Origin of the sequence: Nocardia vinacea (genome assembly GCF_035920345.1) — a bacterium.
Lineage (GTDB): Bacteria > Actinomycetota > Actinomycetes > Mycobacteriales > Mycobacteriaceae > Nocardia > Nocardia vinacea_A.
The window spans coordinates 3,665,242-3,679,193 of the sequence record NZ_CP109149.1 but is presented as its reverse complement, the minus strand read 5'-3'; the positions used below and the strand labels follow the sequence as shown (position 1 = coordinate 3,679,193).

Here is a 13,952-nt window from a genome sequence, read left to right as displayed (position 1 = left end):
GTTTCCTCAGTGTCCGACGCCGTGCGAGGCCAGGTATCGGGTGATGACTGTGTTGAAGTCCTCCGCGCGTTCGACCTGCGACCAGTGGCCGCACTGGCTGAAGATGTGCGCGTCGGCATGCGGAACGAGATTGAGCAGTTCCCACGTACGCGACACCGGGATCACGACATCCTGCACGCCGTGGATCAGCAACACCGGAATCTCCAGCGTGGCTAGCACATCGAAGTCGAGGGGCAGTTCGTGTCGATCGCGGTCACGGGCCGCGACGACGTCGGCCAAACGGTCGGACGCGGTGTCGTTGAGTGCGGACTGGTAACGCAGCGCGACAAGTTCATCGGTGACGAGCGACTTGTCGACGACGAAGAGTTCGAGTGTCTTGCGAATTCCTTCTTCGGTGAGCGTCGGATTGGAGTGTCCGGCAAGAGCTCCCGTCAACTTCGCGCCACCGGTGCCCATCGATACGATGCCCAGCAGACGCTCCGGAAAGTCGATCGCGAACTGGAAGGCCAGCCACCCGCCGAGCGAATTTCCGACGATCCATGTCTTCTCGATCCCGATGGCATCGAGGACTCTGACCGCGTGCCGGACCCATTCCTTGATGCCGTACTCGGTACCGTCCGCGACGACGCTTTGACCGTATCCGATGGAATCGATTGCGATGCAACGGCCGTGCTCGCTGATGGCAGGCAGGTTGAGCCACCAGTTCGCCGCGGCCGTGACCCCGGTGCCAGATCCGTGGAGGAAGAGGATGGGGGTTCCTTCGCCGAGCTCGTGGTAGTGCGTGATCTCGCCTGGTGCAGTCTCGATCCACCGGTCCTGTAGACCGAAGAACGGATCGGTGGTGTAGTCGGGGATGGTGGTGCCGGTCATGGTGTTCCTTCGGTGTGGGTGTGGGCCGTGATCAGACTGCGGCGGTGACGATGTTGTGAAGACTCTGTGGGCGACGTCTTCACGAACGACATCGACGCCAGGATCGCGTCGAGGGTGGCCGGTGCGTTCTGGGTCAGGCATGCGCCTGCCACGAAACGGTCGGGACGTAGGAATACCAACGGCGTAGGTCGGTCGTCGAACCACTTCTTGAGCCGCCCGCTGTGGTCTCCCAACACCAGTACGTCTGGATCCATGTGCTGATGCGCCCACTCGCGCTGAGTCTCGGGCACAACTGCCACCAGTCGCGCCCCCAGTGCGTCGAGCTTCCGGAGAGCATCCAGCGGCAGAACGTCTTTGGGACTGTTTCCCCATACGATCACCGACCACCAGTTCCCGATCGCGTCGTCCAACAGAATGCCCGACGCGTCCCCCGTGGTCACCCTCGGCTGCGGGAACTGGACTCCAACAGGGGAGACAGTGGTGTTCGCGGTCCGCACCGGGATCAGCCGGCTGGTGATGGTGGCGCCTGCACGACCGGACGTGCAGTCAGAGGGATCGGCGAGCACACCCTGGGTATAGCGCGGCATGGGCTTGAAGCGCATCTCCGCGAAGTAGCTCTTGATCTGCGGAAATCTGTTGAGGATCGACGATGTGGCGTCACGGGCAAGCGCAGCAACAGGATTGGTGATCCTGATGACGTTGCCGAAGGTGAGGGACAGGTCCACCATCGCCTTTGCGTGATCCTTGCGTTCGGTGGTGTAGGTGTCGAGCAGATCGTCGCCTGCCTGGCCCGAAAGAACCGTGGCGAGCTTCCAGCCGAGGTTGGTGGCGTCGCGGATTCCCGAGTTCCAACCCTGCCCCATCCACACCGGCATCAGATGCGCGGCGTCGCCCGCGACGAGTTGGCGGCCGCGTCGGAAGTTGGAGGCCACGCGACCGTGGTGGGTGAAGACGCGTCGGCGAATGAATTCGAGCCCAGCCGGGTTCGGGACGTGTGCGGCGAGAAGTTCGTTGACATACGCCGGATCGGTGACCTGGTCCTCGGTTTCGTCGTCGTGGAGCATGAATTCCCAGCGGCGAACGGCGTGCGGCAGCCCGATTGAGACGTACGGTCGCCGGGGATCGGCGCCGAGGAAGACGTTGGGCGTGCCGAGTGGGTCGTTGTTCACGTCGACGACCAGCCAGCGCGTCGACGGCGACTCTCCTTCGAACGTCACTCCCAGCCGCTTGCGCGTCGGCGACTTCCCGCCCTCACAGCCGACGAGGTAGCGGCCGCGGACACGGTGCTGCGTGACCTGTCCGTCGGCCGAGGTCGCGAGGGCGAGGGCAGTGACGCCGCCAGCGTCTTCTTCGACGTACTCGACGCGGTGGTCGAATAGAACCTGGACGTGATCGAAACGCGCGAGGCCGTCGTAGAGCGCGCGGTCCACCTCGGGCTGGATGAAGGAGTGCTTGCGCTCCCAGCCGAACTCCTCGGTTTGCGGGTTGTTGACCAGCATGACTTTTCCGGCGCCGTTGACCAGCCGCATGATGTGCTGCGGGCTGGTGTGCGGGCGGACGGTGTCTACGAGGCCCACGGTCTGAATAGTGCGGAACGATTCGTCGTCCAGTCCCACGCCTCGCGGGTAGTCGATGAGCGAACTCATCGCTTCCAGAACAGTGACTCGTTGTCCGTACATCCCGAGAATGTTTGCCAACATCAGGCCGGTGGGGCCGGCCCCGACGATGACGACATCGGTGTCGTGATATGTGTCCATGGCTCCTGCTCAGCCGTTGAGGTGCATATAATGGGTTTCGAGCGCAACCTGGGTCAGGACACCAGGAGGCCACCGTCGACGTTGAACTCTGATCCGGTGATGTTCCGAGCTTTATCGGACGCAAGGAATGCCACCATGTCGCCGATGTCCTCGGTGGTCTGTAATCGGCCGAGCGGGATCCTCGAAGCGAAGCCTTCCCATCCTTCTTCGAAGCTGAGGCCATTGAGCCCACTGAATTCTTTCACCACCTTGTCGTGCAGATCGGTGGCCACGATGCCGGGGTGTACGGAGTTGACGGTGATGTCGTACTGGGCGAGTTCGGCTGCGAAGCTTTTGGTCATCCCGACGATGGCGAACTTCGATGCGCAGTAGGCCGCAATCAGGGCGACGCCTCGTTGGCCGCAAATCGATGACATGTTGACGATGCTGCCGCCGCGCTGCTCGATGAGAGCCGGCAGAAGTGCCCGAGTCGTCGTGAAGGTGCCCCGCACGTTGATCGACATGAGAAGGTCGTATTCCTCGTCGGTGACGTCAACGGTGTTGCGGGCTCCGATGTTCATTCCCGCGTTGTTCACGAGGACGTCGACCCGACCGTATTTGCGCAGCACCGTCGAGGCCAATTCGTTGGCGGAGGCGGAGTCTCGGACGTCGAGCTGGACGCCGAGTGAGTCCGTCGGGAGTTCTTCGGCTCGCTTTTCGGCCGCCGTGAGATCGATGTCGGCGATCACGATCTTCGCCCCCTCGTCGCTCAGCTTCTGCGCGCAGGCCAGGCCGATGCCGTTGGCACCGCCGGTGATGACAGCGACCTTCCCGTCGAGATCAGACACAATGTTCTCTTTCGTAGGCTGTGGGTGGAGTTGATGGACCACGATGATGCGCGCCCGCTAGACCGGTGAGGGGGTCCAGAGTCCGACGTCGTCGCGCTGTTTCAGCATGACCGGGAGCATTACCTCGGTCATGGCTCCACCGGTGCCCCACTGATCCTGTGTCTCCGAACGGGTCGGATCGTATACCGATGGCTCCCAAGTGTTTTCATCGACGATTTCGAGTTCGGTCGTGTACTCGATAACATTTTCCAGCGGATCGAGGAAGTAGGAGAATGTATTGTCGCCGGCGCCGTGGCGACCCGGGCCCCACAGCGGCCGGTAGCCACTGCGGATCATCCGGCCCGTGCCGCGCATGTATTCGTCGAGCCCTCGCATCTCGAACGAGATGTGGTTCAACGATGTGGACGGCGCCCGTGAGATCGCCAGAATGTGGTGCTGCGAACTGCTGCGCATGAAGCACATCAGATCGCCCAACCAGTCCGACAATCGGAATCCGAGATGCGTTTCGTAGAACGCCTTGGTCTTCTGGACGTCCGTCGAATTGATCACCACGTGGCTCAGTTTCCGGGGTATCGACTCCCGTTCCTCGAGCAACCGGAACGGGCGCTGCTCCACGTCTGCAGACACCTCGATGAGACGACCGTCCAAGTCGAAGAACCGCAAGCCGTACCCACCGCCGGGGGTCGTCATCACGGCCGGGTCGCGATTGATCTTCACCCCTGCTCGTCCCAGACGCTCAGCCAGGAGGTCGACCTCACCGATCGACTGTGCTCCAAACGAAATGAGGTCGAGACGCTTCAGTCGGTCCTCTCGTATGCGCAGGATGTAGTGCTCTGGATCAGCGGGCGTCGCGAAGAACGTCACCCCCGAATCGTTGGCTATTGGCAGCAGACCCCACACCTTCGTGTAGAACTCCACAGCCTGGTCGTAGTTCGGCACGGCAAGACCGACGTGCCGCAAATGCGTGATCGGACTGAATCCGGAAGCCATCGGTGAACTCCTCACCTCTTTACTGCATCCCGGGTCGGACGCCGTTGAAGTAACGGTAGTGGCGTCGATCACGTGGCACCAACAATGTTTGGCGATGCTTTGCTATCGACCCGATCAATTCGACGGCCTACCATCAGCCCATGGATCTTCGGCAGGTCGATCTGAACCTCCTCGTGGCGTTCGATGTGCTCATGTCCGAGCAGAATGTGACGGCTGCTGCGCGCCGACTTTCGGTCGGACAGTCGGCGATGAGTTCGACGTTGTCGAGGTTGCGGGCGTTGCTCGACGATCCGGTGCTCGAGCGCCGGGGCCGGACCATGTTCCCGACTCCTTTGGCGGAGGCTCTCGTGGTTCCGGTGCGAGAGGCGCTGAGTCGATTCAATTCGATTCTGACCGAACCGCCCGTCTTCGACCCTGAACGGGACCGTCGCAGCTTCACTGTGATGGCGAGTGAGTACGCTGCCCTGGCCGTACTCCAGCCCCTGCTGGTCGAGCTACGGAATGCAGCGCCGCACGTCGAGCTGCGCATCCAACCGGTTTCTGCGACCTTCCTCCACGACATGACAGCCGACACCGTGGATCTGACGATCGTTCCGCTGGCCGCGGACTCGATCACCGATTCCTTCGGTTACCAGACGCTGTACAGCGACCCCTACGTCATCGCCGTCGATGCGGCCAACCCGCTGGTCTCGCGCGAGATCACGCTCGAACAGTTTTCGTCGCTGCCCTATCTCGCAAGCAGCAACGGACATTCCCCCACGCTCGTCGAGACGCAACTGAACCGACTCGGCATTCCGCGGCGGCTGGAGGTGACTACGGGTTTCGGCCTTGCACCGTTCGTGCTGCGCGACACACCACTCGTCACCGTTCTTCCCGCCAGTTTGGCGTCGGCGGTCGCCGAGGGGGCCCGGTTGAAGTTGCTCACGCCGCCCATGCCGCTGGAGCCGATTACCGAGGCCATGATGTGGGCGGATCGGAACGACGACGACCCCAGTCATCGCTGGCTCCGAGAACGGCTCGTTGATATCGCCTCCCGGAAAACGTGGTCTCCGATGCCGGGCGTCGCCCGGTGAATAGGCCGATCGTGTCCGAAACCGGCTCTTCGCCACACCCTTCTCTGGCACAGCTGGGCCGTGTCGATCTCAACTTGCTGGTCGCGTTCGAGGCGTTGATGTCCGAACGGAGCGTCACCGGGGCGGCTGCGCGCCTGATGATCGGACAATCTGCGATGAGCTCGACCCTGGCGCGGCTGCGCAGGCTCTTCAAGGATCCAATTTTGGTGCGGCAGGGCCGAACGATGATCGCCACCCCACTCGCGAACGCACTGACCAGCTCGGTGAGCAGCACGTTGGCCGAACTCCAGGTGACGTTGTCCTCCCTGGGCTCGTTCGACCCGAAGGTCGATGAGCATGCGTTTTCTGTGGTCGCCAGCGATTTCGCGGCGGCCGCGCTTCTTCACCCGCTGCTGGTCGAGATCTCGTCGACGTACCCGAACATCCGTGTGCAGATTCGAACGGTCTCGATTGACATTCCCGCTGAGATGCTTCGCGGACGTGTCGACGTGATCGTGCTGCCTCGAGAGGTCATCTCGTCGTTCCCCGCTCTCTGGAGAGACGACGTCCGTCGCGAGGTGCTCTATCGCGATCGCTACGTGCTGGCTGCCGATGCCGCCAACGGCGCGGTCCGTTCGGCGATGACGGTCGAGGAGTTCAGCGCCATGCCCTACCTTGCGGCAACCTTCGAGGACGGGCGGCCCTCTTTGGGGGACACGAACCTCGATGTCCTAGGCATACCGCGCAGAGTCGAGGTCAGTACCAGCATCGCCGTGGCCCCCTTCATGTTGCGCGACACCACATTGGTGACGCTGATCCCGCGGACACTCGCGACACGCATGGCCAAGGCCGCCAATCTGCAGTTCATCGATCCACCCATGCAGCTAGAACCGATCACCGAAACGCTCATCTGGCTGCGCCGCCTCGATGGGGATCCTGCCCAGGCGTGGTTCCGTGACCGACTGCGGACGCAAGCAGCCAAACTGGTGGCTACGCCTTAGCGCTGATTGCGCGCGTCAGGCCGGGTTGCGGCCTACGAAGAATTCGCGGAGCGGGTCCATGGACGGGTCGAGGCCGGAGTCGATGAGACCCTTGCGGAGAGCGAGCATTTGACCGTCGTGGATTCGTTGGGTGGGCTGACGCAGCGGACCACCGTTGTATCCCTGTAACCAGCCTTGGAACTTCCACGCCTGGCGGTTGATGAACGCGCCACCATTGAGCGTCGGCGCCAGGGCCGCCTTGGCCTTGCGCGCAGGATGCGTTTGCCAAAACAGTTCTGCCGCGTCGTCGTGCTTGCCGTCGGCGAGCAGGTTCATCACCCGCGGAATGATGGGCCCGTAGAACTCGTGGTCACTGGTTGCCGAGAGCTGAATGGGCATCACCTGTGACAGGGGGATCAGATCGGCCTCGATGGGTACAGAGATGACGACTTCGTCGCCGAACAGACGGTGGCACTCGATGATTCCCTGGATGTAGGGAAACCCGCCTTCAGCTTTGATGACGGCGATGTTGTGGCAATCGTCGAGCAGGCGACGGATGAGGCGGCTGGGGATGTCCGACGGGTGGATTCGTGGACTGAATCCCCACAGATACATCGGGAAGACGATGACGGCGAGATTGGTGGCGTCACACACCGCCTTCGTATATCGGTAGACCTCCTCTTCCGACTCCGGGTAGAAGTTCGGCGGGTACGACAGCAGCACGAGATCTGCGCCGGCCTCCTCGGCGCCGCGAACGGCCTCGATGTTGTCGGCGAGAGTGCTCCAGCTTCCGTGGTGCACGACGACGAAGTCCGTGCCGGCCTCATCGCGGATGATGCGCAGGAATTCCAGGTATTCCGGCAGGGTGATGTTGACCTCGGAGACGCCCAGCGTCCCGAGGAAGCCGTGTTCCTTCGCGAGACGGATGTCGTGGCGGATGCCTGCCTCGTTGATGGATTTCAGGTCGCTCGTGAACGACGGGATGGTGCAGTTGACGGCGCCGATGAGCTTCTCGCGGGCCCATTCGCGGGCCTCGGTGCGGGTGTAAGCAGCCATGGTGTTTTCCTCTCGGGGGGTTGTTCAAGGGCCAAGTTGTTTCTGTTCAGGAAGCGATTTCTACGACGCTCCAGCGCTCTCCCATGCGAGGTATTTCATTTCCATGTACTCGTCGATTCCGTAGACCGATCCCTCTCGGCCCAGACCCGACTGCTTCACGCCACCGAAGGGCGCGATCTCGTTGGAGATGAGGCCGGTGTTGATGCCGATCATTCCCGCCTCGAGAGCCGCGCTGACCCGCCACGTACGCTCAGCGTCGCGGGTGAAGAGGTATGCGGCCAGCCCGAACTCGGTGTCGTTGGCCATGCGGATCGCATCGGATTCGTGCTCGAACCGGATGAGCGGGGTCACGGGTCCGAATGTCTCCTCGCGTGTGATGCGCATCGTGGAGTCGACATCGGCCAGAACCGTCGGTTCAAAGAACAAGCCGCCGCGATCGTGACGCCGACCGCCGCAGAGCACACGCGCACCCAGGCTGGCCGCGTCGGCCACGTGCTCCTCGACCTTCGTGACCGCGTCGACGTCGATGAGCGGACCCTGCTGGACACCTGCGTCGAATCCGTCACCGACCACGAGGCCCTCGACCTTGCGTGTCAACGCTTCGGCGAACCGATCGTAGATACCCGACTGGACATAGACCCGGTTGGCGCTGATGCAGGCCTGGCCCGTATTGCGGTACTTGGTGGCGATCACGCCGGCGACCGCCTGATCGAGATCGGTGTCGTCGAAGACGAGGACCGGTGCATTGCCGCCGAGCTCCATCGAGGTCTTCTTGACGGTTTCCGCCGATTGAGCGAGCAGGAGCCGACCAACCTCGGTCGACCCCGTGAAACTGACCTTGCGGACGATGGGGTTGCCGGTCAGCACCGGTCCGATTTCGTGCGCATTGCCGACCACGATGCTGAGCACTCCAGCCGGCACGCCGGCTCGTTCAGCGAGCTCGGCGAGGGCCAGTGCTGTCAGCGGCGTCTGCTCGGCGGGCTTGACCACCATCGTGCACCCGGCGGCGAGTGCGGGAGCAGCCTTGCGAGTGATCATGGCGGCTGGGAAGTTCCACGGTGTGATGGCAGCGCACACACCGATCGGCTCCCGGAGCACCACGACTCGTCGAGACGACTCGGGAGCGGGAAAGATATCGCCGCGCACGCGTTTGGCCTCCTCACCGAACCACTCGATGAAGGACGCCGCGTAGTTCATCTCGCCGACCGCTTCGGCCAGGGGCTTGCCTTCTTCGAGAACGATGAGCCGCGCCAGGTCCTCGGTGTTGTCCCGGACCAGCTCGAACCACCGACGCATGATTTTCGAGCGCTCCTTGCCGGACAGTCCGCGCCATGCGGGCAATGCGCGTTGTGCAGCGGCGACGGCGAGCTGGGTCTCGTCCGCGCCGGACGACGGCAGATCGGCGATTGGTTCACCGGTGGAGGGGTTGTGCACCACGAGTCGTTCGCCGCCGTCGCGGGTGAGCCACTGCCCGTCGACGTAGGAGGATGACCTGGACAGTGAGGGGTCGGCGAGACCGTGGCTGGATCTCTGTGCGGTCTGGAGAAAATTCATCGGTGCACCCTTATTTCCGAACGGTCGGGATCGAGATGGGGAGCGGGACTCCGAGTCCACGGTGCCGGGCCTCGGCCAGACACATCGCCGCGACGGCGATGTCCTGCACCGCTGAGCCCACCGACTTGTACAACAAGATCTGGTCGCCACTCGTGCGGCCCGGATGCCGATTCGCCACGAGGTCTGCCAGTGAGATGGTTTTCGACCCCAGATCGACGCCGGCTGCTTTGGCCGCCAGTGCATCCCCGGTGTCGTGCAAAACCTCGTCGACCATGTCGGCAACGATCAGCTCGGCGCGATCCATCAGTTCGACATCGACCTCGTGTTGTTCGGGGAGGGTCGATCCGACGGAGACAACGGTGGTTCCGGGCCGGAGCCAGGCACCCCGGACGGTGGGTGACTCATCGCGCGAACGGGCCGCGCAAATCACCAGATTGGCTGCTGCGACTGCACTCTCGGCATCGTGGGCTGCGCTGACGGGCAGGTCCGAATCATGGAAATCTGCGACGAACCGAGACCGGCTTTCCTCACGGGGGCTCCAGACGCTGACCGAGGACAGGGCGCGTGCTGCGGCGATGGCGCTCAGGTGCTTCCCGGCTTCGAAGCCGGAGCCGATGATGGCAACGTCGAGGTCGCCGGGGCTCGCCAACAGCTTAGCGGCGAGCGCCGAGGTGGCGGCGGTGCGGAATCCGGTGATCGACTGGCCGTCCATCAAAGCCACCAGCTCAGCGGTGTGCTCGTCGAACAGGGGAATCAGGTAGGACACCTGACGGGTCTTCATGGATGCAGCGATGTGTTTGGCACCCATGAGACCGTTGTCGGCCGATACCCCGGTGAGCGTACGGAGCCAGCTGGCGTCACCGCGAGCCATCGACCGTTCCGGATAGCGGGAGTTTGCAACATCGCCGGCGTACGCAGCGCGGAGTGCATCGATTGCCCGTCCCCAGCCGAATGAATTTCGGACGGCCTGGTCGTCGAGTAATAGCGTCATGAGGCGGAGGCCCTGAGGTTGAGCGTGCGCGCCCGGAGGTGCGCCGAGCGTGCAACGTGTCTGCCACCGGCATGACTGATGCGTTCGAATCGATTCATTGGAACCACCTCATCGGGGTCTCGGCGTCCCGCGAACACGGATATGCGGGAGATCCGCTGCGCCAACGTCACGTTAAGACGACCTGCGATTCGCGACAAACAATTTCCGTGAATGCTCGACCATCGACGACATCGATACCGGCGTGGATCCGAGCCTCTCTTGGCGCTGGCTCGAGTGTGGTCTTCCATCGATGCCATCAATTGTCGGGCATCGAAAGTTACGCCTTCCGACACTGTGAGCGCGGTCATACGATGGGCCAACCACTGTGATCGCGGTCATACGATGGGCCAACTATCACTGGCGTCATATCGGTCCGCCCGGTGCTTGTAAGGAGTTACATGACTGTCATCACACCCACCCTCGCGTCGGAAGTCACGCCGATCCTCGACCGTGTCGAGACGGAGCTCGAGAAGAATCGGGTACCGGCCGAGATCTGGAACAACGAGGCGATCTTCCGCGCTGAAATGGACCAAGTCTTCGGCACCTGCTGGGTCTTTGTCGCGCACGAGAGCGAAATCCCGAAGGCTGGTGACTTCGTCCAGCGCCGCATAGGCCTCGATCCCGTGATCGTCACGCGCGATGGCAAGGGTGACATCAACGTGTTGTCCAACTACTGCCGCCACCGCGGCACCCAGGTGTGCCAAACCGACTCCGGAAATTCGCGCTTCTTCAAGTGCCCATACCACGGCTGGACCTACTCCAACAACGGCGACCTCGTCGGCACGCCTCACATGCGCGCGGCGTACGGAACGCGGCTGGACCCGAAGGAATGGGGTTTGAAGAGGGCCCCACGGGTCGACGTCCGGTCCGGCTTCATCTTCGCGTCGCTAGCGCAGGAAGGTCCGTCGCTCGACGAGTATCTGGGCGGGGGAGGCTGGATGCTCGACATCCTGGTGAAGTTGGCGCCCGGCGGCATGAAGGTGGCCGGCCCGCCCGAGAGATATCAGATCAACGCGGACTGGAAAGCCGGCGCCGAAAACTTCTCCGGTGATGCCTACCACGTCGACACCTTGCACTTCAGCAACGAAGAGGTGGGGATGATCCAGGGTACAAGCGCCAACGCCGAGATGATGCACTCGTACGACCTTGGCGGCGGCCACGCGACGCTCGGTTTTCCGTGGGCGCAAATCGGCATGCCGCTGTGGGGCTATTCACCGGAAACTGTCGCTCAGTTCGATCTCTCGGTCCTCGACGACGCTCAGCGGTACGTCCTCGAGACCAACCCGCCGACGATCGGCAACATCTTTCCGAACTTCAGTTACCTCCGCGCCTTCGCCCCTACGGTTCCCGGCGGCCCTTCAGCGGTCGTCACCACTTTCCGGGTGTGGCAGCCCATCGCCCCGGGCAAGATGGAGCTGTGGAACTGGCAATTCGTTTACGAGTGCCAGAGTGACCAGGAGCAGCTCGATGCCTACGTGACGGGCCAGTTGCTTTTCGGATCTGCCGGCACATTCGAAACGGATGACACCGTCGCCTGGGAGGGTTCCGCCCGCGCGGCGAAAAGCGCGTGGATGCAACGCGAAAACTTGAGTTTCAACTTCGAGCAGGCCGGTCGGACCACGGTCGACACCGCGCCGGACCCCAACTATCACGGCCCGGGCATCAAACGGCCCACCGGTTTCGGGGAATTCGCTCAATTGGATTTCTACAAGCACTGGCTTGCCGCCATGCGTGGCGACTCGTCATCCGCGACGAGCGACGGGCGGTCCGCGTGATGACCACCATCGAGACCACCGAGAACGCGCCCACTGCTGCCCACCTGAGCCCCCTGGCAGACCTCGAACTGCAGAACACTGCGACCCAGTTCTTGGCTCTCGAATCGAAGTTGTTGGACGAAGCCAACGAAGAAGAATGGTTCCAGCTCCTGGACCCCGAACTGCTCTATACGATCCCGATCAGGCAGGCAACCGAAAAGCGATCGGACGAGGTCAATCGTGCCGCGTATCGGGTCCGCGACACCTTGGCGCACGTACGTCTACGCATCGATCGTCTGGCTACTTCCCAGGCGTACTCGGAAATTCCGCCGTCGCGCACGATGCGCCTCGTCGGGTCGATCTTGGCCAGACGAACCGATAAAGACGACGTCATTTCGGTCTCGAGTGCCGTGTTGCTATATCGCCAGCGGGGTATCGATCCGCACTTCGACCTCATCCCCTACCGGCGCAACGACGAACTCCGCCTTACGGCGGACGGGCCACGACTTCTGCGCAGGGAGATCCTCTTGACCGAAGTTGCGATCGCCACTCCCAACCTCGGACTGTTTCTGTGAGCAAAGGATTGTTTCGATGAGTGACCAGACCGTCGTCCGTTTGGACAGCGTCCGGTGTCGTTCCTATGGGATCTGCACGAGCATTTTGCCCGATGTCTTCGATCTTCCGGCAGACGCCCCAGCGGCGGTCCTGCTGCGTCACGACGTCGATCCCGATGATGTCGACGACCTCGCAGAGGCGGTACGAGCGTGCCCGGCCCAAGCCATCCTCCAAGGTCCCGGGCCGACGTGACGGCCGCGCTGTTGGAGACCGACAATGTCGTCGTGGTAGGGGCGTCGGCGGCGGGCCTGGCGGCAGCCGATGGATTGCGTGAGGGCGGGTTCGAGGGTCGGATCACCGTCCTGGGCTCCGAACTGCACCATCCCTATGACCGCCCGACGCTGTCGAAGGGCTTGCTTCTCGGCCGTGGTGAGCCGGAGCTTCTCGAGATTCGCTCGGCAGAGAGAATCAGTGAGAACCGTATTTCGCTCATGCTCGGGCACCGAGCGGTGGGTCTCGACGTCGATCGCAAATACGTGATCACCGATCACGGTGAAACGCTGCCGTGGGACGCCGTTGTTCTGGCGTGCGGTGGTCGCCCACGGGTACTCACCACGGTCGACGGTGAAGCGCTTCCGGTTCTCCGGACCCCGGAGGATCTCAGTGCGCTACGGCGGGCAGCCGCCCGCCACGGGGACGTGACCGTCGTCGGCGCGGGTCTCATCGGGCTCGAGATCGCAGCTGGACTCACCGCCCACGGTGTATCCATCACGGTCGTGCACGACACCGAGCGACCTTTGGACACCATCGTCGGGCCCGAGCTCGGCCAGGTGATCGCCGACCTGCACGCCAAGCACGGTGTCCGGTTGAAGATGTCGAGTGCTGTCACGTCCGTGACGGGTGGACTGGGCGCCTACACGCTGCACTTGGCGGACGGCTCGACGCATCAGAGCTCCTACGTGGTCGCCGGCATCGGGGTCGACCCAGACGCGGATTGGCTTCTCGGCTCGGGTGTCGCGCTGGACAGAGGAGTGCTCACCGACGCGGCGGGTAGAACAAACGTGCCCGGAGTGTGGGCGGCCGGTGACGTCGCCCGTTCCGATCACCCGATGTTCCGCGAGCCGTTGCGTATCGAGCACTGGACACACGCCGTCGAGAAGGGCAGGCACGTAGGGCTCAACATCGCCCGCGGCACCGACGAGTCCTTCGGCGGCGTGCCCTACTTCTGGAGCGATCAGTTCGGACATCGGTTCCACAGCTACGGGCGGCGGTCCCCCGGTGACGAGATCTACGTCGCGGAGGGATCGCTGTTCACCGACGAATTCCTGGTCCTGTTCGGCCGAGGCGGTGAGTTCCACTCCGTGTTCGCCAGTGGGCTCGCACGGTCGTTGCGAGGCTATCGCAAGATCCTCGCTCGAGGCGGCACCTGGGACGAGGCCCTCGCTCTCGCGCACGCGTCGAACCCCGATCAGGCCCCTTCAGCCGTCCGTTGATCGGTGTCGGCAGGCTCGATTCACGCCACATGTC

At 63.0% G+C, this 13,952-nt stretch carries 13 protein-coding genes; 6 read left to right on the top strand and 7 right to left on the bottom strand.

Going from position 1 to position 13,952, the window contains the following annotated elements; all coding sequences use genetic code 11:
- Window positions 1-6: 6 nt before the first annotated feature.
- The 4 genes from OIE68_RS17160 to OIE68_RS17145 are packed head-to-tail and all read right to left on the bottom strand — an operon-like array spanning window position 7 to window position 4,444.
- Window positions 7-870 (bottom strand): alpha/beta fold hydrolase, encoded by an 864-nt coding sequence (locus OIE68_RS17160; RefSeq protein ID WP_327100357.1) that lies wholly within the window; start codon window positions 868-870, stop codon window positions 7-9.
- The gene (locus OIE68_RS17155; RefSeq protein WP_327100356.1) at window positions 867-2,627 is read right to left on the bottom strand and encodes a bifunctional 3-(3-hydroxy-phenyl)propionate/3-hydroxycinnamic acid hydroxylase; all 1,761 of its coding nucleotides are present in this window, start codon (window positions 2,625-2,627) and stop codon (window positions 867-869) included. Before OIE68_RS17155 ends, OIE68_RS17160 begins: the two co-directional genes overlap by 4 nt.
- A 53-nt stretch (window positions 2,628-2,680) precedes the next feature.
- On the bottom strand, window positions 2,681-3,454 hold the full coding sequence (locus tag OIE68_RS17150) for an SDR family oxidoreductase (RefSeq protein WP_327100355.1): 774 nt from the start codon (window positions 3,452-3,454) through the stop codon (window positions 2,681-2,683).
- A gap of 57 nt (window positions 3,455-3,511) precedes the next feature.
- A complete protein-coding gene (locus OIE68_RS17145; protein ID WP_327100354.1) occupies window positions 3,512-4,444 on the bottom strand; it encodes a VOC family protein in 933 nt (310 codons plus the stop codon).
- 140 nt (window positions 4,445-4,584) lie between these two features.
- Here OIE68_RS17145 and OIE68_RS17140 point away from each other — a divergent pair, with 140 nt between their 5' ends.
- Complete coding sequence (locus tag OIE68_RS17140) at window positions 4,585-5,517, top strand: LysR family transcriptional regulator (protein WP_327100353.1); 933 nt, start codon at window positions 4,585-4,587, stop codon at window positions 5,515-5,517.
- Between the two features lie 11 nt (window positions 5,518-5,528).
- Window positions 5,529-6,497, top strand: coding sequence for a LysR family transcriptional regulator (locus tag OIE68_RS17135; protein ID WP_327100352.1), 969 nt, complete (start codon window positions 5,529-5,531; stop codon window positions 6,495-6,497).
- Window positions 6,498-6,512: 15 nt separating this feature from the next.
- Here OIE68_RS17135 and OIE68_RS17130 read toward each other — a convergent pair whose 3' ends face one another.
- Genes OIE68_RS17130 through OIE68_RS17120 form a run of 3 tightly spaced genes read right to left on the bottom strand, consistent with a single transcriptional unit; the run spans window position 6,513 to window position 9,957 of the window.
- Window positions 6,513-7,532 carry a dihydrodipicolinate synthase family protein gene (locus OIE68_RS17130; protein WP_327100351.1) on the bottom strand — a complete coding sequence of 340 codons (1,020 nt, stop codon included), beginning with the start codon at window positions 7,530-7,532 and terminating at the stop codon, window positions 6,513-6,515.
- A 60-nt stretch (window positions 7,533-7,592) separates the two neighbouring features.
- Window positions 7,593-9,086: an NAD-dependent succinate-semialdehyde dehydrogenase gene (locus OIE68_RS17125; protein WP_327100350.1), complete on the bottom strand. Its 1,494-nt coding sequence runs from the start codon at window positions 9,084-9,086 to the stop codon at window positions 7,593-7,595.
- A 10-nt stretch (window positions 9,087-9,096) separates the two neighbouring features.
- Complete coding sequence (locus tag OIE68_RS17120; RefSeq protein WP_327100349.1) at window positions 9,097-9,957, bottom strand: ornithine cyclodeaminase family protein; 861 nt, start codon at window positions 9,955-9,957, stop codon at window positions 9,097-9,099.
- 557 nt (window positions 9,958-10,514) lie between these two features.
- Between OIE68_RS17120 and OIE68_RS17115 the strand changes: the two genes are divergently transcribed.
- The 4 genes from OIE68_RS17115 to OIE68_RS17100 are packed head-to-tail and all read left to right on the top strand — an operon-like array spanning window position 10,515 to window position 13,918.
- Window positions 10,515-11,891 (top strand): aromatic ring-hydroxylating oxygenase subunit alpha, encoded by a 1,377-nt coding sequence (locus tag OIE68_RS17115; RefSeq protein ID WP_327100348.1) that lies wholly within the window; start codon window positions 10,515-10,517, stop codon window positions 11,889-11,891.
- On the top strand, window positions 11,891-12,445 hold the full coding sequence (locus OIE68_RS17110) for an aromatic-ring-hydroxylating dioxygenase subunit beta (protein ID WP_327100347.1): 555 nt from the start codon (window positions 11,891-11,893) through the stop codon (window positions 12,443-12,445). Before OIE68_RS17115 ends, OIE68_RS17110 begins: the two co-directional genes overlap by 1 nt.
- Before the next feature lie 16 nt (window positions 12,446-12,461).
- Entirely contained in the window at window positions 12,462-12,677 is a 216-nt protein-coding gene (locus OIE68_RS17105) for a ferredoxin (protein WP_327100346.1), read from the top strand.
- On the top strand, window positions 12,674-13,918 hold the full coding sequence (locus tag OIE68_RS17100) for an NAD(P)/FAD-dependent oxidoreductase (RefSeq protein WP_327100345.1): 1,245 nt from the start codon (window positions 12,674-12,676) through the stop codon (window positions 13,916-13,918). The genes OIE68_RS17105 and OIE68_RS17100 overlap by 4 nt, the downstream gene beginning before the upstream one ends.
- Window positions 13,919-13,952 lie beyond the last annotated feature (34 nt).